The 18070-nt window shown below is 61.0% G+C and carries 18 protein-coding genes and 1 tRNA gene; 8 read left to right on the top strand and 11 right to left on the bottom strand.

What is annotated here, in order from left to right; genetic code table 11:
- Positions 1–231: 231 nt before the first annotated feature.
- The 7 genes from AC1D0O_RS16675 (at position 232) to AC1D0O_RS16645 (ending at position 6915) form a co-directional block, all read left to right on the top strand.
- A complete protein-coding gene (locus tag AC1D0O_RS16675) occupies positions 232–741 on the top strand; it encodes a TRAP transporter small permease (protein WP_477654618.1) in 510 nt (169 codons plus the stop codon).
- A complete protein-coding gene (locus AC1D0O_RS16670; RefSeq protein ID WP_477654617.1) occupies positions 738–2057 on the top strand; it encodes a TRAP transporter large permease in 1320 nt (439 codons plus the stop codon). Before AC1D0O_RS16675 ends, AC1D0O_RS16670 begins: the two co-directional genes overlap by 4 nt.
- Positions 2058–2125: 68 nt before the next feature.
- Positions 2126–3178 (top strand): TRAP transporter substrate-binding protein, encoded by a 1053-nt coding sequence (locus AC1D0O_RS16665; RefSeq protein WP_477654616.1) that lies wholly within the window; start codon positions 2126–2128, stop codon positions 3176–3178.
- Positions 3179–3404: 226 nt separating this feature from the next.
- Positions 3405–4367 carry an MBL fold metallo-hydrolase gene (locus AC1D0O_RS16660; protein ID WP_477654615.1) on the top strand — a complete coding sequence of 321 codons (963 nt, stop codon included), beginning with the start codon at positions 3405–3407 and terminating at the stop codon, positions 4365–4367.
- Between the two features lie 56 nt (positions 4368–4423).
- Positions 4424–4978, top strand: a complete 555-nt coding sequence (locus AC1D0O_RS16655) for an NUDIX hydrolase (RefSeq protein ID WP_477654614.1) — start codon at positions 4424–4426, stop codon at positions 4976–4978.
- A gap of 129 nt (positions 4979–5107) precedes the next feature.
- Positions 5108–6097, top strand: a complete 990-nt coding sequence (locus AC1D0O_RS16650) for a recombination-associated protein RdgC (RefSeq protein ID WP_477654613.1) — start codon at positions 5108–5110, stop codon at positions 6095–6097.
- Positions 6098–6207: 110 nt separating this feature from the next.
- The gene (locus tag AC1D0O_RS16645) at positions 6208–6915 is read left to right on the top strand and encodes an aspartate/glutamate racemase family protein (RefSeq protein WP_477654749.1); all 708 of its coding nucleotides are present in this window, start codon (positions 6208–6210) and stop codon (positions 6913–6915) included.
- 60 nt (positions 6916–6975) lie between these two features.
- Here AC1D0O_RS16645 and AC1D0O_RS16640 read toward each other — a convergent pair.
- The 9 genes from AC1D0O_RS16640 to thrS form a co-directional block, all read right to left on the bottom strand.
- Positions 6976–7052: transfer RNA gene (locus tag AC1D0O_RS16640), tRNA-Pro, on the bottom strand.
- Between the two features lie 36 nt (positions 7053–7088).
- A complete protein-coding gene (locus AC1D0O_RS16635; protein WP_477654612.1) occupies positions 7089–7592 on the bottom strand; it encodes a MerR family transcriptional regulator in 504 nt (167 codons plus the stop codon).
- A gap of 173 nt (positions 7593–7765) precedes the next feature.
- Positions 7766–8092: an integration host factor subunit alpha gene (locus AC1D0O_RS16630; protein WP_477654611.1), complete on the bottom strand. Its 327-nt coding sequence runs from the start codon at positions 8090–8092 to the stop codon at positions 7766–7768.
- Positions 8093–8140: 48 nt separating this feature from the next.
- Positions 8141–10567 carry a phenylalanine--tRNA ligase subunit beta gene (pheT, locus tag AC1D0O_RS16625; protein WP_477654610.1) on the bottom strand — a complete coding sequence of 809 codons (2427 nt, stop codon included), beginning with the start codon at positions 10565–10567 and terminating at the stop codon, positions 8141–8143.
- A 28-nt stretch (positions 10568–10595) separates the two neighbouring features.
- Complete coding sequence (pheS, locus tag AC1D0O_RS16620) at positions 10596–11660, bottom strand: phenylalanine--tRNA ligase subunit alpha (protein ID WP_477654609.1); 1065 nt, start codon at positions 11658–11660, stop codon at positions 10596–10598.
- Between the two features lie 186 nt (positions 11661–11846).
- Positions 11847–12206, bottom strand: coding sequence for a 50S ribosomal protein L20 (gene rplT, locus AC1D0O_RS16615; RefSeq protein ID WP_477654608.1), 360 nt, complete (start codon positions 12204–12206; stop codon positions 11847–11849).
- 25 nt (positions 12207–12231) lie between these two features.
- On the bottom strand, positions 12232–12435 hold the full coding sequence (gene rpmI / locus AC1D0O_RS16610; protein WP_007870723.1) for a 50S ribosomal protein L35: 204 nt from the start codon (positions 12433–12435) through the stop codon (positions 12232–12234).
- Positions 12436–12692: 257 nt separating this feature from the next.
- Complete coding sequence (infC, locus tag AC1D0O_RS16605; protein WP_436155388.1) at positions 12693–13298, bottom strand: translation initiation factor IF-3; 606 nt, start codon at positions 13296–13298, stop codon at positions 12693–12695.
- 105 nt (positions 13299–13403) lie between these two features.
- A complete protein-coding gene (thrS, locus tag AC1D0O_RS16600; protein ID WP_477654607.1) occupies positions 13404–15311 on the bottom strand; it encodes a threonine--tRNA ligase in 1908 nt (635 codons plus the stop codon).
- A 218-nt stretch (positions 15312–15529) separates the two neighbouring features.
- Here thrS and AC1D0O_RS16595 point away from each other — a divergent pair, with 218 nt between their 5' ends.
- Complete coding sequence (locus AC1D0O_RS16595) at positions 15530–15763, top strand: hypothetical protein (protein ID WP_477654606.1); 234 nt, start codon at positions 15530–15532, stop codon at positions 15761–15763.
- 173 nt (positions 15764–15936) lie between these two features.
- Here AC1D0O_RS16595 and aceA read toward each other — a convergent pair whose 3' ends face one another.
- Together aceA and AC1D0O_RS16585 are read right to left on the bottom strand one after the other, a co-directional pair.
- Positions 15937–17256 (bottom strand): isocitrate lyase, encoded by a 1320-nt coding sequence (gene aceA, locus AC1D0O_RS16590; protein ID WP_477654605.1) that lies wholly within the window; start codon positions 17254–17256, stop codon positions 15937–15939.
- A 361-nt stretch (positions 17257–17617) separates the two neighbouring features.
- The gene (locus AC1D0O_RS16585; protein WP_477654604.1) at positions 17618–18058 is read right to left on the bottom strand and encodes a gamma-glutamylcyclotransferase family protein; all 441 of its coding nucleotides are present in this window, start codon (positions 18056–18058) and stop codon (positions 17618–17620) included.
- Positions 18059–18070: the final 12 nt, after the last annotated feature.

The raw sequence follows: 18070 nt of genomic DNA, 5'->3' as shown, positions 1-18070 counted from the left end.
CCCTCACGCAGGCGGGAATGCGGTATGGACAAGGAAAAACGGCCGCCCCGCGCGGCCGTTTTTTATGGGCGGGCGGTTTGCGCGATAAACGCACATCTGTTTTAATCACCGCGCAAATACCCGGGCAGCCTCGGGGTAACCCACCTGCCCGGATCAAGCCGCAGTTCTGATAATCGGCCCATGCGGTTTGGGGGAGTTCCCGAGACCACGTTCGTTTTTCGGAGACCCTTCTTGAAAATCCTGCAGTCCCTCGCGAAACTCTGCGCCGTGCTGGCCGGCGTGCTGCTCACGGCCATCACGCTGATGACCTGCGCCAGCCTGATAGGCCGCAACCTGCTCGGCGCCACCCTGGTCGGCGACTTTGAACTCACCGGCGTGGTCACCGGCGCGGCCATCGCGCTTTTCATGCCTTTTTGCCAGATCCAGCGCGGCAACATCATCGTGGACTTTTTCACGGCCAAACTCAGCCGGACGTCCAACGACAGGCTGGACCGCTTCGGTGCACTGCTGCTGGGCCTGATCTTCGGCCTGCTGGCCTGGCGGACCGTGCTGGGAGGCCTCAACTCCTACAACACGCATTCGGAAACCCAGATCCTGGGCTTCCCGGAATGGACGGTGTACGCCACCATGGTCCCGCCCTTTGTGCTGACCTGCGTGATCGGTATTTACCAATCCGTGTTCGGCTTCGGCGATGCCCATGAGCCGCACAATCCGCTGGACGAGCTGGAGGCGCACATATGAGCTCCATCACGCTCGCCCTGATCATTTTCGGCATCATGCTGGTCTTCATGGCCGTGCGCGTGCCCATCGCGATCACCATGTTCGCCGCGGGCGCCATCGGCTACGTGATGCAGACCGGCTGGGGGCCGTTTTCCAGCTTCCTCAACACCCAGGCCTTCGCGCGCTTCGCCAGCTACGACCTGTCGGTGATCCCGCTTTTCATCCTGATGGGGCATTTCGCGACGCAGGGCGGCATCAGCCGAGCCCTCTTCGGTTTCGCGGCGGGTGTGATGGGCGGCTTCAAGGGTGGTCTGGCCATGGCGTCGGTTCTCGCGTGCGCGGCCTTCGGCGCCATCTGCGGCTCTTCCGTGGCCACAGCCGCCACCATCACCGGCGTGGCGCTGCCCGAGATGAAACGCCACGGCTACTCGGGCCGCCTTTCCACGGGCACACTGGCGGCCGGCGGCACGCTGGGCATTTTGATCCCGCCCTCTGTGCCGCTGGTGATTTACGCCATCCTCACCGAACAGAACATCGCCAAGCTGTTTGCCGCGGCCATGGTGCCGGGCATCATCGCGATGTTCGGCTACATGGTGGCCATCGCCATCTATGTGCGGCTGGTGCCCGGACAGGCGCCCGAAGTGGACAATGACAGGCCGCCCATGACGCTGGCCTCCTTGCTGGGAATACTGCCCATCGCCATCATCTTCGTGATCGTCTTCGGCGGCATCTACGGTGGTTTGTTCACACCCACCGAAGGCGCGGCCGTGGGCGCGGCCGCCACCTTCGTGGCGGCCCTGCTCAAGCGCGAAATCACCTGGGCCAAGTTCAAGCTGTGTTTTTATGCCACGGCGGAAAGCTCGGCCATGATCTTTTTGATCTTCATAGGCGCCGACCTGATGAACTCCGCACTGGCCCTGACGCAGGTGCCCAACCAGCTCGCCGGCGTGGTCGGCGGCTGGGGCTTGTCGCCGCTGATGGTCGTCACGGCCATCCTGCTGTTCTACGTGGTGCTGGGTGCCGTGATGGACGAGTTGTCCATGCTGCTGCTGACGATTCCCATCTTTTTTCCCATGGTGATGGGCCTGGACTTCGGCATGGCCAAGGAGTCCACCGCGATCTGGTTCGGCATCATGGTGCTGATGACCGTCGGTTTCGGCATGCTGGCGCCGCCGGTGGGGCTGAACGTCTATGTGGTCAACGGGCTGGCCAAGGACGTGCCCATCAGCGAAAGCTACAAAGGTGTCATGCCCTTCCTGATCAGTGACACCATCCGCACCACCCTGCTGCTGCTGTTCCCGGGCATATCGCTGTGGCTGGTGAAATACATCAGCTAGGGCTTTCACCGCTTCCCAAACCCATCCGCCTGCCTTAAGTTATCGACATTGCCTACAGGAGACACGCCATGATTCAAAGACGAACCCTTCTTAAAACCGGCGCCGCCGCCGCGCTGGGCGCACCGGCGCTGTCGGGCCTGGCCCAGCAGGCCGTGACCCTGAAATTCCACACCTTCATGTCGCCCTCGTCCAACGTCTGGCTGGGCATGCACAAACCCTGGATGGAGAAGGTCGAGAAAGAATCCGGCGGCCGCATCAAGTTCGAAGGCTATCCGGCCATGCAGCTGGGCGGCACGCCCGTGCAGCTCTACGACCAGGCCAAGGACGGCGTTGTCGACGTGGTGTGGACGCTGCCCGGCAACACCGCCGGCCGCTTCCCCCGCATCGAGGTGTTTGAATTGCCTTTCATCATGTCCAATGCCGAAGCGACTTCCAAGGCCTATTGGGAATACGTGCAGACGATGGCACCCGATGAATTCAAGGACACCCAGGTGCTGGCGTTGCAGGTGCACGGCCCCGGCGTGATCCACACGGTCGACAAGCCCGTCAAGTCGATTGCCGACATGCGCGGCCTCAAGCTGCGCGCGCCCACCCGCCAGGTCACCAAGCTCATGGGTGTGCTGGGCGCCACGCCAGTGGGCATGCCGCTGCCGCAGATTCCCGACGCGCTGAGCAAGGGGACCATCACCGGCTGCGTGATTCCCTGGGAAGTCGTGCCTTCGGTCAAAGTCAACGAGCTCACCAAGTTCCATGCCGAGTTCGACCCCGCTGGCGGCAGCCTCTACACCACCACCTTTGTGATGGCGATGAACAAGGCCAAGTACAACTCGCTGGCGCCGGACCTCAAGAAGGTGATCGACAACAACTCCGGCATGGCCACCTCGGCCTGGATGGGCAAGGTGCAGCAGGGCAACGACGTCCCCGGCCGCAAGACCGCCAGCGACCGCGGCAATACGATTTACACCGTGAGTGCAGCCGAAGCCCAGGAGTTCCGCCGCAAGTCACGCACGGTGGAAGTCGAATGGGTAGAAGACATGAACAAGAAGGGCTTTGACGGCAAGAAGCTGCTCGACACGGCGCGCGGCCTGATCGAAAAGCACACCAAGACGACCAAGGCCTGACCCCAGGCCGCGACAAGACAAAAACCGGGCCGAGGCCCGGTTTTTTCGTTTCAGCGCCCGAGCCAAGCCATTAACAGCAGTCGGCCGCCCCGAGGATGCCTTCTGCGAGTTGCCCATCCGCGAGCAGGGGATTGCCCAAAGCAGCGCGCAAAAAACTCGCCCAGCGCCTACATTCACACGCGCTCCGACATCATTCACAACACAGCAACAACACAAGGGGAACTCCATGTCGCGTCCTTTCACTTTCAAGCACCTCGCCCTCAGCGTCCTGCTGGCCAGCACCGCGCTCAGCGCCTCCGCCGCCGGCCCCATGGTCAAGACCCAGGCCCCGGGCTATTACCGCGTCATGCTCGGCGACTTTGAGGTCACCGCGCTGTCGGACGGCACCGTCAAGCTGCCCGTCAAAGACCTGCTGACCCGCACCACCCCCGCCAAGGTCGATGCAGCCCTGAAGCGAGCCTTCCTGCCCGACCAGGTGGAAACCTCGGTCAATGCCTACCTCATCAACACCGGCAGCAAGCTGGTGCTGATAGACACCGGCGCCGCCGGCTTGTTCGGGCCCACGCTGGGCAGCCTGCAGGCCAACCTCAAGGCAGCCGGCTACCAGCCCGAGCAGGTCGATGAGATCTACATCACCCATATGCACCCCGACCATGTGGGTGGCCTGGTGACAGCTGGCGCCGTTGCTTTCCCCAACGCCATCGTGCGCGTGGACAAGGCCGACGCCGACTTCTGGCTGGACGAAGCCAAAATGAAGGCCGCACCCAAAGAATCGCAGGGTTTCTTCCAGGGCGCGATGGCCTCGATCAAACCTTACGCCGCGGCCGGCAAGCTCAAGCCTTTCGAGGGCCGCACCGAACTCGTGCCCGGCATCAGCGCCCAACCTTCGCACGGCCACACCGCCGGCCACAGCGTGTATGTGGTGGAAAGCAAGGGCGAGAAGCTGGTGCTGTGGGGCGACTTGATGCACGTTGCCGCCGTCCAGTTCGACGACCCCGCCGTCACCATCAAATTCGACAGCGACTCGGCCCCGGCCGCCAAAGAGCGCGCGCTGGCCTATGCCGCCGCGGCAAAGGGTGGCTACCTGGTCGGCTCCGCCCACATCGCTTTCCCCGGCCTAGGCCATGTGCGCAAGGCCACCGGTAAGTCTTACGCCTGGGTTCCGCTCAACTACTCGTCCCTCAAGTAAGCAGAAGCCCTGAGGGCGGTTACGGTGCGCTATTGCGGAGCCGCTACACTCATCCGATGCACCGCCTTCCCCTGAAACACTGCCGTGTCTGCGGCACCGCCGTGGCCTACAGGTTGCCGGATGACGGCGATACCAAGGAGCGCGCGGTCTGCCCGGCCTGCAACACCGTCCACTATGAAAACCCGCTCAACGTGGTCGGCACCGTGCCGGCCTGGGGTGAGGACGGCGCGCAGGTTCTGCTCTGCAAGCGCAACATCGAGCCGCGCTGGGGCAAGTGGACGCTCCCCGCCGGCTTCATGGAACTGGGCGAAACTACCGCTGGGGGCGCGGCCCGCGAGACCGACGAAGAAGCCGGCGCCCAATTTGAAATGCTGGGCCTCTTCACCGTGATGAATGTGGTGAGCGTCGGGCAGGTGCATTTGTACTACCGGGCACGCCTGCTCAGCAATGAATTCAACCCGGGCCATGAAACCCTGGAAGCCCGGCTGTTCACCGAAGCCGAGATCCCCTGGGACGAGATTGCCTTCAAGACCGTCAAGGAAACCCTGGAACACTATTTTGAGGACAGGCGCAAGGGCGCCTTCGGCATCCATACGCTTGATATCACATAAAGACCGGCCGCCCGCGCGGCAGTCCCCGGTAGAATTTCCCGCATAGCAGCGAATCCCACAAGGGCCTTCGTTTGCGGCCGGCCTCAAGGCCAGTCTCTTTTCTCCTTCCCCAACACCTCCCCGGAATCCATGTTCAATACCGCGATCTTTTTCCGCATTGCCGATGATTTTGTGTTGCCGCCCCTGGAGGCCCTGGAAGAAATTTTCCAGTCGCACCGTTTTGTGCCCTGCGGTGCGACCGAGCCGGAATCCAGCGGCTGGGTGCCGCCCCGCGGCAACAAAAGCACCGTGCTGCTCGAAAGTGTCGGCCGCTCGTTGATCGCGCGCCTGTGCACCGAGCGCCGGCCCGTGCCGTCCTCAGCCGTCAAGGCCGCGGTGGATGAGCGCATTGAAAAATACAAGGAAGAAACTGGCCGCGAGCGCGTGGGCGCCAAGATCAAAAAGGAGTTCAAGCAGGAAGTCATGCTGGACCTTCTGCCGCGCGCCTTCACCAAACGCTCTACCACCACGCTGTGGATAGACCCGGTGAACAAATTCCTGGTGGTCGATTCCGGCAACCTCACGGGCGCCGACAAGGTCATCAGCTACCTGGTGGAGGCGCTCAGCGAACTCCCCGGCGCCCTGCCCGGCCTCAAGGCCAGCCCCATCCAGACGCAGATGTCGGCCGCCGCTGCCATGTCCCACTGGCTGTCGACCCGCGAAGCACCTTACAACTTTACGGTGGACCGCGACTGCGAACTCAAGACGCCCGATGACCAGAAGGCAACGGTCCGCTATTCACGCCACACCCTGGACATCGACGAAGTGGCTCAGCACATCGCAGCCGGCAAGGTGCCCACGCAGCTTGCCATGACCTGGAACGAGCGCGTGTCTTTTGTACTCACCGAAACCGCACAGCTCAAAAAACTCAAGCTGCTCGACGTGGTGCTGGACGGCGTGCAGGAAAGCGGCAAGGACGACGATGGTTTTGACACCGACGCGGCCATCATCACCGGTGAGCTGTCTTCATTGATCCCCGATGTGCTGGATGCGCTGGGCGGCGAACTCGGCGACGGTGAGGCCGATACCGGGCAGCCCGAAGCAACGCCTGCGGTGGAACTCGCACCCGAACCCGCCTGAGCGATCAGGGTTTTCCGGGGGTTGAAATCCCGCGGCGGCAGCGTTAATTGACGAGGTAGCCGCGCGAACTCGCGCCGCGGCAGCATCCCTCGCACAAGGTCATGAATACCATGGTGAAACCCCTGCACATCGGCATCGTCGGCTGTTCCGCGGAAGGCGCAGCGCTTTGTTACCAGACCATTTGCACCGAAGGCGCCAAACTGTTGGGCCCGCATGCCCATCCCGAGGTGACCCTGCACACGCCCTCGCTGGCCGACTACATGGCCTGCATTTACCGGGACGACTGGCGCGGTGTCGGCGACATCATGCTGGCCTCGGCCCACAAGCTTGCGGCGGCGGGCGCCGATTTTCTGATTTGCCCCGATAACACCATCCACCAGGCCTTCGCGCATGTTGAGGGGCGCTCGCCCCTGCCCTGGCTGCACATCGCGGAAGTCGTCGCCGGAGAGGCTGCGCAACGCGGTTACAAGCGCATAGGCATCACCGGCACCCGATGGCTGGTGGGCAGCGAGGTCTACCCGGACAAGCTAGGCGCACGCGGACTGGACTACTTGCGACCCACAGACGCTGAACGTGACGAGATCAACCGCATCATCATGGATGAGCTGGTGTATGGCGTCTTCACGCCCCAGGCGATCGCGTATTTCCAGCAGGTGATGACCCGCATGAAAGGCGGGGGCTGCGATGCCGTCGTCCTAGGCTGCACCGAAATCCCGCTGATCATGAGTGACGCCAATTCACCCTTGCCGACCCTGGATTCGACGCGTCTGTTGGCGCGGGCGGCGCTTCGCCGGGCGGTGCAGGCCGCGGCCGTGTAATTGCATCCAGAAACAAAAAAGCCGGTTAGCAAACGCTAACCGGCTCTCTGCTGGTTTTAATGGTCGGTGTGAAAGGATTCGAACCTTCGACCCCTTGCACCCCATGCAAGTGCGCTACCAGGCTGCGCCACACACCGACAAGCCTCAGATTATAGCCTGCCCCGAAGCGCTTCTCAGTGGTTGTTGCCGAGGAGATCGCGGATTTCGAACAACTCGCGACGCACAAGCTGCAGCCTTTGCTGCGCTGCGGTGCCCGTGGGCAGGTCAGACCCCTCACTGTCTTCAAAGTCGGAGTGGTCCGTCGAGTCCTCAAAATCGTCGAGTACCGAATCACCGCCTTCAAGCAGCGACTCCCCGCCTTCGAGCACTTCGACGCCGTCCAGCATGACCTCGCCATTGCGGCGCTTGTCGCGTTCGATCTGGACGATTTCCTGGAGTTTGTTGCGCGCGCCACTGATGGTGAAACCCTGGTCATAGAGCAGGTCACGGATGCGGCGGATCATGAGCACCTCGTGGTGCTGGTAGTAGCGGCGATTGCCGCGCCTTTTCATCGGGCGTAGCTGCGTAAACTCCTGCTCCCAATAACGGAGCACATGAGGTTTGACGCCGCACAAATCACTGACTTCACCGATAGTGAAATAGCGTTTCGCCGGGATGGGTGGAAGGGTTTTCTCCAATTAAATCAATGCGCTAAGGAGGAAACCTCTAAATCTACTCTAAGTCGAAAGTTAGCGCAAAGGGTTGCTGGGCTTTTTTGAAATCTGTTGTTCCGTCACACAGGTAACACCTAGTTACTAAGGTGATCGCCTTGGTGAAAATCACGCCGCCGAGGACCGGGCGCCGGCGGGACTCACTCGGCCGCGGTTTCGCCCTGGATTTGGTCTTTGAGCTTGTGGCTGGCGTGGAAGGTGACCACACGGCGGGCCTGGATGGGAATGGCCTCGCCGGTGCGGGGGTTGCGGCCGGGACGGGGGGCCTTGGTGCGGATCTGGAAATTGCCGAAACCGGAAATTTTCACGTCATTGCCGTCCACCAGACTGTCTGAAATCAGGTCGAAAAACGCGTCGATCATGTCCTTCGATTCGCGTTTGTTGAGCCCGATCTGCTCAAACAGCAGTTCGGCGAGGTGCGCCTTGGTCAGCGCCGGGGTTTCCAGGCTTTCTACAGAAAAATCCATGCGGCAGTGCTCCTGGCGTTTTTATTCTTGGAAGATTTCGTGGAAGCCTCAGGCACGCAAACGTGCCCCGAGTTGGCCTTGCAGATTCGCGAGAACCGCCTGAACGGCCGCCTCAATTTCCTCGTCGGTCAGTGTAGCGGTGTCGCTCGAAAGCACCAAGCGCACGGCCAGGCTTTTTTCGCCCAATTGCATGCTGGCGCTTGCTTGTTGCGGCCGGTAGACGTCGAACAAGGTCGCACCCTTGAGCAGGCCTTGCGTGGCGGCGCCATGGATGGTCCCCATGAGCGCGGCGTGCGTGATGCCCTCGGCCACGATGACGGCGATGTCGCGCTCCACGGGTTGCAGCTTGCTGACCTGCTTGAATTCGGGCACCTGGCGCTGCAAGACCGCGTCGAGGTCCAGTTCGAACAACAGCGGTGCCTGGGCCAGGTCGTAGCCCTGGCGCCACTGCGGATGCAGTTCACCTACGAACCCGATCTGCTTGCCCGCCACAGAGACGCTGGCGCAGCGGCCGGGATGCATGGCGGGATGCGCGGCGGGGGCAAAAATCGCCTGCAGCGGCGCGAGCAAGGCTTCGACGTCACCCTTGATGTCGAAGAAATCCACCGCCTTGTCGGGCTGGCTCCAGTTCAGCGCAGCCCGCGGGCCGTAGGCCAAACCGGCCACGCGCATGGGCTGATTGAAGCCCGCCACGGTGGTGTCGGTGTTCTGGCTTTGGGCGTCTCGCAAGAAAACGCGGCCCAGCTCGAACACATTCACGCGGGGCGCCTTGCGGTGCAGGTTGAACTTGAGCACCTGCAACAGCGAGCCCAGCAGCGAACTGCGCATCACGCTCATCTGGCTGGCAATCGGATTCAGCAGCTTGATGGGGTTCGGGTTGCCGGCAAGCTCATGCTCCCAGCGCTCTTCCACAAAGCTGAAATTGATGGTTTCCTGGTAGCCCAGCGAAGCCAAAGCGCGGCGCACGCCAAAGGGGCTGCGCTCGGCCTCGGGGCGCAGCCGCGCCGTGATGGGCGCCAGCGGCGGCGTGTCGGGCAAATGGTTGTAGCCGACCATGCGCACCACTTCTTCGATGAGGTCCTCCTCTATCTGCAGGTCGAAGCGGTAGCTGGGAGGCGTCACGGTCAGCGTGCCCTCCCCCTGCGCCACCGGCAAGCCCAGGCGCTGGAGCGCATCCAGGCACTGTGCCTGCGTGAGCGGCATACCGATCACCTTGGCGGCTCGCGCGACGCGCAGGGTGACGGGCGCCGCCTTGGGCACATTGACCTGCTGGTCATCCATGGGGCCGCACACGGTTTCCGGCGTGCCGCAGATGTCGATGATCAGCTGGGTGATGCGTTCGATGTGCTCGACGGTCTGCCCGGGATCAACGCCGCGTTCGAAGCGATGGCCCGCATCGGTCGAGAAGTTGTAGCGGCGCGAGCGGCCGGCAATCGCCTTGGGCCACCAGAAAGCGGCCTCGACGTAGACGTGTTTCGTGTCGTCAGATACGGAAGTTGCGTCGCCGCCCATGATGCCAGCAAGCGATTCGACCTGTGCGTTGTCGGCGATGACACCGACCTTTTCATCGACCGTCACGGTATTGCCGTTCAGCAGCTTGAGCGTCTCGCCGGGCTTGCCCCAGCGGACGTCGAGCCCGCCGTGAATTTTGTCGAGGTCAAAGATGTGCGAGGGGCGGCCCAGCTCGAACATCACGTAGTTGGAGATGTCCACGAGCGCGGTCACGCTGCGCTGGCCGCAGCGGGCCAGGCGGTCGACCATCCATTGCGGCGTGGCGGCTTTGGTATTGACGTTGCGCACCACGCGGCCGGAAAAGCGGCCGCACAGATCGGGGGCGCTGATCTTGACCGGCACCTTGGTGGCGTCGGCCGCAGCCACCGCAGGAAAAGATGGCGTATTGAGTGGAGCGCCCGTGAGCGCGGCGACTTCACGCGCGACGCCATAAACGCTCAGGCAATGCGCGAGGTTGGGCGTGAGCTTGAGCGTGAACAGCGTGTCGTCGAGCCGCAGGTGCTCGCGGATGTCCTGGCCCAGCGGCGCATCGGCGGCCAGTTCGAGCAGGCCGCCATGGTCTTCGGAGAGCTTGAGTTCGCGCGCAGAGCACAGCATGCCCTGACTTTCGACGCCGCGCAGCTTGCCGACCTTGATCAGGAAGGGTTTGCCGTCTTCGCCGGGCGGCAGCTCGGCGCCCACCAGGGCGCAAGGCACCTTGATGCCGACGCGGGCATTGGGCGCGCCGCAGACGATGTTGAGCAGGCTGCCCTGACCCACGTCGACCTGGCAGACACGCAGGCGGTCGGCGTCAGGATGCTGGACGGCTTCCTTGATTTCACCGACGACGATCTTGGTGAAAGGCGGCGCCACAGGCTTGAGCTCTTCGACCTCCAGGCCGGCCATGGTGAGGGTGTCGGCGAGCTGCTGGGTATCGAGCGGCGGGTTGCAGAATTCGCGCAACCAGGATTCTGGGAATTGCATGGTGAGACCTTGTTTTTGTTCTTATGGCTTATGACTGGAACTGCGAGAGAAAACGGATGTCGCCGTCGAAGAACAGGCGCAGGTCGTTGACGCCATAGCGCAGCATGGTCAGGCGGTCGGGGCCCATGCCGAAGGCAAAGCCGATGTATTTCTCGGGATCCAGCCCCATGTTGCGCACCACGTTCGGATGCACCTGGCCGGAGCCGGCCACTTCCAGCCAGCGGCCGGCGAGCGGGCCGGTCTGGAACTGGATGTCGATCTCGGCGCTCGGCTCTGTAAAAGGAAAGAAGCTGGGCCGAAAGCGCAGCACCAAGTCGTCGCTTTCAAAGAAGGTGCGGCAGAAATCGGTGAAAACGAACTTGAGGTCCTTGAAGCTCACGTTCTCGCCTATCCACAGGCCTTCGCACTGGTGGAACATGGGTGAGTGAGTGGCGTCGCTGTCGACACGGTAGGTGCGGCCCGGCGCGATGACGCGTATCTCTGGCATGCGGCCGCCGGCATCAATCAGCGCGCGGTGTTTTTTGACATGCTGGACCGCATGGCGGATCTGCATGGGGCTGGTATGGGTGCGCAGCAGGTTGGGCGCGGCTTCGGTGCCGCCCTCGACATAAAAGGTGTCGTGCATCGAGCGCGCCGGATGGTCTTCGGGCGTGTTGAGCGCGGTGAAATTGAACCAGTCGGTTTCGATCTCGGGGCCCTGGGCCACATCAAAACCCATGGAGCCGAAAATGCCTTCGATGCGTTCCAGCGTCAGCGACACGGGATGCAGGCCGCCCTGCGCGCGCTGGCGGCCCGGCAGGCTCACGTCGAGCGCTTCGGCTTTGAGCTGCTTTTGCAGTTCGGCGTCGGCCAGTGCCTGGCGGCGTTCGCTCAGCGCGGCTTCGATGGCCTGTTTGGCCAGGTTGATGGCGGCGCCGCGGGATTTTTTCTCTTCGACGCTGAGGGCCGCCATGCCCTTCATCAACTCGGTCACGCGGCCGGCCTTGCCCAGGAACTGCGCCTTGGCGTTTTCCAGGTCGGCAGGTGTGTGGGCCTGCGCAAAGCTGGCCTGGGCGCTGCTGACCAGTTCTTGGAGGGCATCAGGTTGGGTCATACGTTCTCTTGTTCGAAATACAAAACAGCGAAGGCGCTTTCGGCAGCACTCTCACCATGCAAGCAAGCAGTGAGCGCTGCGGAAAAGGCCATGAAAAAGGGCCAGAGCCTTTTCAAGCTCCAGCCCTTTATTTTCTTGCGTCGGCAGTGATTGATTCGATAGTCTCAATACCGCCTGGCCTGAAAATCAGGCGGCCAGCTTGGCTTTCACCTGTTCAACGATGGCACCGAAAGCAGCGCTGTCATGGATGGCCATATCGGACAGAACCTTGCGGTCGATCTCGATGCCGGCTTTCTTCAGACCATTGGCAAACTGACTGTAGGTCAGGCCGAATGAACGGCTTGCAGCATTGATACGGGCGATCCACAACTGGCGGAACACGCGTTTCTTGGTACGGCGGTCACGGTAGGCATATTGCCCAGCCTTCATTACCGCTTCTTTGGCGATACGGAAGACGTTGCCGCGGCGGCCGCGGAAACCTTTTGCAAGGGTTAAAACTTTTTTGTGGCGGGCGCGAGCCGTTACACCACGTTTGACGCGAGGCATGTGTGTACTCCTTGTTCGTCGTTAATTAAATGCCCTGGCCTGGGAGCATCTGTGCCATGTGACCCATATTGGTCTCATGAACAGTCACCGCACCACGCAGATGGCGTTTGTTTTTGGTGGTCTTCTTGGTCAGGATGTGACGTTTGAAGGCTTGGCCGCGCTTGACGGTACCACCCGGACGAACGCGGAAACGCTTTTTAGCGCCGCTCTTGGTCTTCATTTTGGGCATGTAAATGCTCCTTTTCATTTGTGCTCGTGAGGCGCTGCGAACCTTCCGCAGACTTGATGGCCCCGAGCCACTTGTCAGTGGCGAGTGATGACACTTGCCACTGCCAGCGGGCGTTTTTCAACATTCGCTGGGCGCGACGGGTTTGACCCCGTCACTTTCGGAGGAAAGGCTTGTCGCCTGCCCTCACCGGAAACGCCTTGCGGCATCCCCTACGGCCCGCCGGATGAATCCGGCAAACCAGTGTTCTTCTTCCTGCCTCAGGCGGCGGCCGAAGGCGCCGGTGCGGCGGCAGTTTCCGCTGCCGGCTTGCCGCCGGGCTTCTTGCGGCCCGGCGCGATCATCATGACCATCTGCCTGCCTTCAAGCTTGGGGAACTGCTCCACCACAATCAAATCCGCCAACTCGTCGCGAATGCGCGCCAGCAGGGCGAGGCCCAGTTCCTGGTGCGTGATTTCGCGGCCGCGAAAGCGCAAGGTGATCTTGCACTTGTCGCCCTCTTCCAAAAAGCGCTTGATGTTGCGCAATTTGATGTTGTAGTCCCCATCGTCAGTGCCGGGCCGGAATTTGACTTCCTTGATCTCGATCACTTTTTGCTTGGACTTCGCTTCCGCCGCCTTCTTCTGCTCGGCGTACTTGAACTTGCCGTAATCCATCAACCTGCACACGGGCGGAACCGCCGTGGGGGAGATTTCAACAAGGTCCACGTCGGCCTCACCTGCCAGGCGCAAGGCCTCCGCGATGCTGACAATGCCTAAAGGCTCGTTGTCCGGCCCGCTCAGACGCACTTCGGGGGCCATGATTTCACGGTTCAAGCGGTGCTTGCGTTCTTCACGGTGACGGCGGTCACGAAATTCAGTAGCGATGGTTCTATCCTTTAACTCTTGCTATAAAAGCTATAGCGGCTTGCGCCCGTCCAGCATGGACGAGAAGCTTTAATGCCCACAAACTCGGAGGAATTCGTCAGCGATTCAGGCTTTTTGTGTGATGTCAGAAGCAATTTGCCGGGCAAATGCATCGAGGGGCATCACTCCAAGGTCTTTATTGCCCCGGGCGCGCACTGCTACGGATCCGGCTTCCTTCTCCTTGTCGCCTACGACCAGGATGTAAGGCAGCTTTTTCATCGAGTGCTCCCGTATTTTATACGTAATTTTCTCATTGCGCAGGTCCAGGTTGACCCTAAGCCCTTGATTTTGCAGCGTTTTGGCAACTTCCCGGGCATATTCGGCCTGGGAATCGGTGATATTGAGGACCGAAACCTGCTCGGGAGCCAGCCAGGTCGGCAACGCGCCGGCGTGCTCTTCGATCAAAATCCCGATAAAACGCTCCAGGCTGCCCACAATCGCGCGGTGCAGCATTACCGGCCGGTGGCGGTTGCCGTCTTCGCCCACATATTCAGCGTCTAGGCGCTCCGGCATCGAAAAATCGACCTGCATGGTGCCGCACTGCCATTGGCGGCCGATGGCGTCTTTCAGGGTGTATTCGATCTTGGGGCCGTAAAACGCACCGTCGCCAGGGGCGATTTCAAACTCACAACCGGATGCGCGCAGGCTTTCCATCAGCGCGTGCTCGGCCTTGTCCCAGCTTTCGTCCGAGCCGATGCGCGCTTCGGGGCGCGTGGCCACTTTGTAGATGATGTTCTTGAAGCCGAAATCGGTGTACACCTTCTGCAGCAAGGTCGTGTAGTCCACGCATTCCTTGAGAATCTGGTCCTCTGTACAGAAAATATGGCCGTCGTCCTGCGTGAAACCGCGCACGCGCATGATGCCGTGCAGCCCGCCCGAAGGTTCGTTGCGATGGCACTGGCCGAATTCGCCGTAGCGCAGCGGCAGGTCGCGGTAGCTCTTGATCCCCTGTTTGAAGATCAGGATGTGGCCGGGGCAGTTCATGGGCTTGAGCGCGTATTCGCGCTTCTCGCTCTCGGTCGTGAACATGTTGTCGCGGTACTTGTCCCAGTGGCCGGTTTTCTCCCACAGCGTCTTGTCGATGATCTGCGGGCCTTTGACCTCCTGGTAGCCGTTGTCCTGGTAGACCTTGCGCATGTACTGCTCCACGCCCTGCCACACAGTCCAGCCCTTGGGGTGCCAGAACACCAGGCCGGGTGCATGGTCGTCGATGTGGAACAGGTCGAGCTCCTTGCCGAGCTTGCGGTGGTCGCGTTTCTCAGCCTCCTCCAGCATCGTCAGGTACTGCTGGAGTTCGTCCTTGGTCGCCCAGGCCGTGCCGTAGACCCGCTGCAGCATTTCATTGCGGTGGTCGCCGCGCCAGTAGGCGCCGGCCACTTTCATGAGCTTGAAGAACTTCAACTTGCCCGTGCTGGGCACGTGAGGCCCGCGGCACAGGTCTTCAAAGGCGCCTTCGCGATAGAGCGACACGTCCTCATTGGCGGGGATGCTGGCGATGATCTCGGCTTTGTAGTGTTCACCGATGCTCTTGAAGTGCGCCACGGCCTCGTCGCGCGGCAACACGCGGCGGGTTACCGGCTCATCCTTGGCGGCGAGTTCTGTCATGCGCTTTTCGATCGCTACCAGATCTTCCGGCGTGAACGGGCGCTTGTAGGAGAAATCGTAGAAAAACCCGTTCTCGATCACCGGGCCAATGGTGACCTGCGCATCGGGGAACAGTTCCTTGACGGCGTAGGCCAGCAAGTGGGCCGTCGAGTGGCGGATCATGTCCAGGCCGTCGGCGTCCTTGGCCGTGATGATGGAGACCGCGCTGTCCTTGTCGATCAGGTAGCTGGTGTCCACCACCTTGCCGTCGACCTTGCCGCCCAGGGCGGCTTTGGCCAGGCCGGCGCCTATCGAGGCGGCGACTTCGGCGACCGTCACAGCTTGCGGGTATTCGCGCTTGGAGGCATCGGGGAGCGTGATCTGAATCATGTGATGGACTTTTTTTGAGATAAAAATGGGAGCAACAAAAAAGCGCGGAACACGCCGCGCTTTGATGGGGAAATTTGGATGAGAGCTATAAATTGTGTAGCTAACAATCACCAAGGGGAGCGGCCTAGCGCCCTGGATGACTCCAGAAAACGGACGAGGTCGTAGTTCGCGGTGTCATAACCCGAACGATCCTTCCTGTTTCCAGCTTGATTGATTGCATGCGCGTATTTTACGCAGGTTGGCAAAACCCCGTCCCCGGCGCCCGTTCAGCGTTGCGCGAAACGCTATTGCGAGCCAGGCGGCAAAAAGCCCAAACCAAGGCAACGCGGGCATTCAGTGATGACGGTCTGCTTTTCGACTTCGAAATGCTCGTTGATGTTTTCGCTCTCGATGCGCAGTTCACCGGAACCCTCGCAATCGGGACAGGAAATACGCTTGAAACCCACGGTTAAGTCCGACACGGCAGCCCCTCCAGTTGATATTCAAAGTCGTGTTTTATGTAACAAGTTGCACTCTACGCCAAAAAGCATTCACAAAAAAGCCCGGATAGGCCCTAAGTTCCTGTCCGGGCTAAAGCTGCACCTTGAAGGTACAAGCGTCTGGGTAATTGTTGCGGGAGTTCAGTTCAGTGGAACTGCTCTTCTTCGGTGGAGCCGGTCAGCGCGGTCACGCTGGACTTGCCGCCCTGGATCACGGTGGTGACTTCGTCGAAGTAGCCGGTGCCAACTTCCTGCTGGTGCGACACGAAGGTGTAGCCGCGGTCGCGGGCAGCGAATTCGGGCTCTTGAACCTTCTCGACATAGGCCGACATGCCGCGCTTGACGTAGTCCTGAGCCAAATCGAACATGTTGTACCACATGGAATGGATGCCGGCCAGGGTGATGAACTGGTACTTGTAGCCCATCGCGCCCAGCTCTTTCTGGAACTTGGCAATGGTTGCGTCATCGAGGTTCTTCTTCCAGTTGAAGGACGGCGAGCAGTTGTAGGCCAGCATCTTGCCGGGGTGCACCTTGTGCACGGCGTCGGCAAATTTCTTGGCGAACTCGAGGTCAGGCGTGCCGGTTTCGCACCACACCAGGTCGGCGTAATGGGCGTAGGCGATGGCGCGGCTAATGGCTTGGTCAATGCCTTTTTTCGTCTTGTAGAAGCCTTCCGCGGTGCGCTCGCCGGTGATGAAGGGCTTGTCGTTCTCGTCGTAGTCGCTGGTCAGCAGGTCGGCCGCCTCGGCGTCGGTGCGGGCAATCACCAGCGTGGGCACGCCGCAGACGTCGGCAGCCATGCGGGCCGCCACCAGTTTTTGCACGGCTTCGGCCGTGGGCACCAGCACCTTGCCGCCCATGTGGCCGCATTTCTTCACCGAGGCGAGCTGGTCTTCCCAGTGCACACCGGCAGCGCCGGCCTTGATCATGGCCTTCATCAGTTCAAAGGCGTTGAGCACGCCGCCGAAACCGGCTTCAGCATCGGCCACGATGGGCGCGAAGTTGTCGATATAGCCCTTGTCGCCGGCATCGATGCCCTTGGAGTGCTGGATCTCGTCAGCGCGGCGGAAGGTGTTGTTGATGCGCTCGACCACGGTAGGCACGGAATCCACGGGATACAGCGACTGGTCGGGGTACATGGAAGCGTAGCTGTTGTTGTCGGCGGCAACTTGCCAGCCCGACAGATAAATCGCTTTGACGCCGGCCTTGACCTGCTGCATGGCCTGGCCGCCCGTCAGCGCACCCAGGCAATTCACGTAAGGCTCGTTGTTGACCAGGTCCCAGAGTTTTTCAGCGCCGCGGCGTGCCAGCGTGTGCTCAATGGGGAAGGAACCGCGCAGGCGGACCACGTCGGCCGCGCTGTAACCGCGCTTGATGCCCTTCCAGCGGGGATTGGTGGCCCAGTCTTTTTCCAGGGCGGAAATCTGCTGGTCGCGGCTCAGTTGTTCAGTGAGGGTTTGTGGCATGGTGGGCTCCGTGGGTTAAAGAGAATTGAAGAAGAGAAAAAAGTGAATGCGATGAAGTCACTTTAAGTCTTCTACAAGACTTTGTGAAGCTCTTATGTCTTATATAAGACAAATTTAAAATCAAACAAAATCAACACTCTTCCGAATAAATACCGCAATACAAAATTCTATTTCTCAGATTGAGAAAAATTTCCGCAGCGCACCATTTCACATTTTTATATTGTGAAATGAATTTATTGAATCGTGAAATATGGGGCAAGGCCACGAGCGGGCCCAACAGTGCCGCGAAGGCAGCCCGTGCTTCGATCCAATCAGAATGGGTGCACGGTGCACGCATGCTTGCGGCAACAAGCGCGGAAACTCAGCTTTTGCGGCCGGTACGGTGCAGCACCCAGTCGCCTCCGGCGATGACGGGTTTGCCCTGGGTGCGCTCAGGTGCGATTTCATAAAGGACGCACAAGAGCTCACGCGCCGCGCCTCGCGACCCGCCTGGCTTCGGGCTCGCGTCCAGCTGCACTACCACCTCGCGCTTGGCATATTCACCAGTTTGCTGCGGCCAGACCTCTTCGATTTCATCGAGCACGCGTTCCAGCTCGGCGCTGATGGCGTAGACCTCACCGTGCACCACACCTGGTCCGCCCAGCACCAGGCCCGGGTAGCTTCCCAGATGATGCATGAGGCCCGCCACTTGCGCCCGCCCTACCCAGCGCGGTGCGGGCTGCAGGCGGTTGATGTCCCGCTCTTCCCCTTTGCGCAGGGTGCCGTAGACAAAGACATGGCGAGTGATGGAAGAAGATGGCATCGCTTGGAATCC

It is taken from the genome of Polaromonas sp. P1_F2 (assembly GCF_056405735.1).
The sequence above is the reverse complement of the archived record's forward strand: the minus strand, read 5'-3'. Positions and strand labels throughout refer to the sequence as shown.

Excerpts from the sequence above, each read along its gene's own strand:
- rplT (WP_477654608.1), bottom strand. The coding sequence starts at position 12,206 with ATGCCTCGCGTCAAACGTGGTGTAACGGCTCGCGCCCGCCACAAAAAA.
- AC1D0O_RS16630 (WP_477654611.1), bottom strand. The coding sequence starts at position 8,092 with ATGGATTTTTCTGTAGAAAGCCTGGAAACCCCGGCGCTGACCAAGGCG.
- rpmI (WP_007870723.1), bottom strand. The coding sequence starts at position 12,435 with ATGCCCAAAATGAAGACCAAGAGCGGCGCTAAAAAGCGTTTCCGCGTT.
- AC1D0O_RS16655 (WP_477654614.1), top strand. The coding sequence starts at position 4,424 with ATGCACCGCCTTCCCCTGAAACACTGCCGTGTCTGCGGCACCGCCGTG.
- AC1D0O_RS16645 (WP_477654749.1), top strand. The coding sequence starts at position 6,208 with ATGGTGAAACCCCTGCACATCGGCATCGTCGGCTGTTCCGCGGAAGGC.
- AC1D0O_RS16650 (WP_477654613.1), top strand. The coding sequence starts at position 5,108 with ATGTTCAATACCGCGATCTTTTTCCGCATTGCCGATGATTTTGTGTTG.
- AC1D0O_RS16595 (WP_477654606.1), top strand. The coding sequence starts at position 15,530 with ATGCGCGTATTTTACGCAGGTTGGCAAAACCCCGTCCCCGGCGCCCGT.
- aceA (WP_477654605.1), bottom strand. The coding sequence starts at position 17,256 with ATGCCACAAACCCTCACTGAACAACTGAGCCGCGACCAGCAGATTTCC.
- AC1D0O_RS16665 (WP_477654616.1), top strand. The coding sequence starts at position 2,126 with ATGATTCAAAGACGAACCCTTCTTAAAACCGGCGCCGCCGCCGCGCTG.
- AC1D0O_RS16585 (WP_477654604.1), bottom strand. The coding sequence starts at position 18,058 with ATGCCATCTTCTTCCATCACTCGCCATGTCTTTGTCTACGGCACCCTG.
- pheS (WP_477654609.1), bottom strand. The coding sequence starts at position 11,660 with ATGACCCAACCTGATGCCCTCCAAGAACTGGTCAGCAGCGCCCAGGCC.
- AC1D0O_RS16670 (WP_477654617.1), top strand. The coding sequence starts at position 738 with ATGAGCTCCATCACGCTCGCCCTGATCATTTTCGGCATCATGCTGGTC.
- AC1D0O_RS16660 (WP_477654615.1), top strand. The coding sequence starts at position 3,405 with ATGTCGCGTCCTTTCACTTTCAAGCACCTCGCCCTCAGCGTCCTGCTG.
- thrS (WP_477654607.1), bottom strand. The coding sequence starts at position 15,311 with ATGATTCAGATCACGCTCCCCGATGCCTCCAAGCGCGAATACCCGCAA.
- pheT (WP_477654610.1), bottom strand. The coding sequence starts at position 10,567 with ATGCAATTCCCAGAATCCTGGTTGCGCGAATTCTGCAACCCGCCGCTC.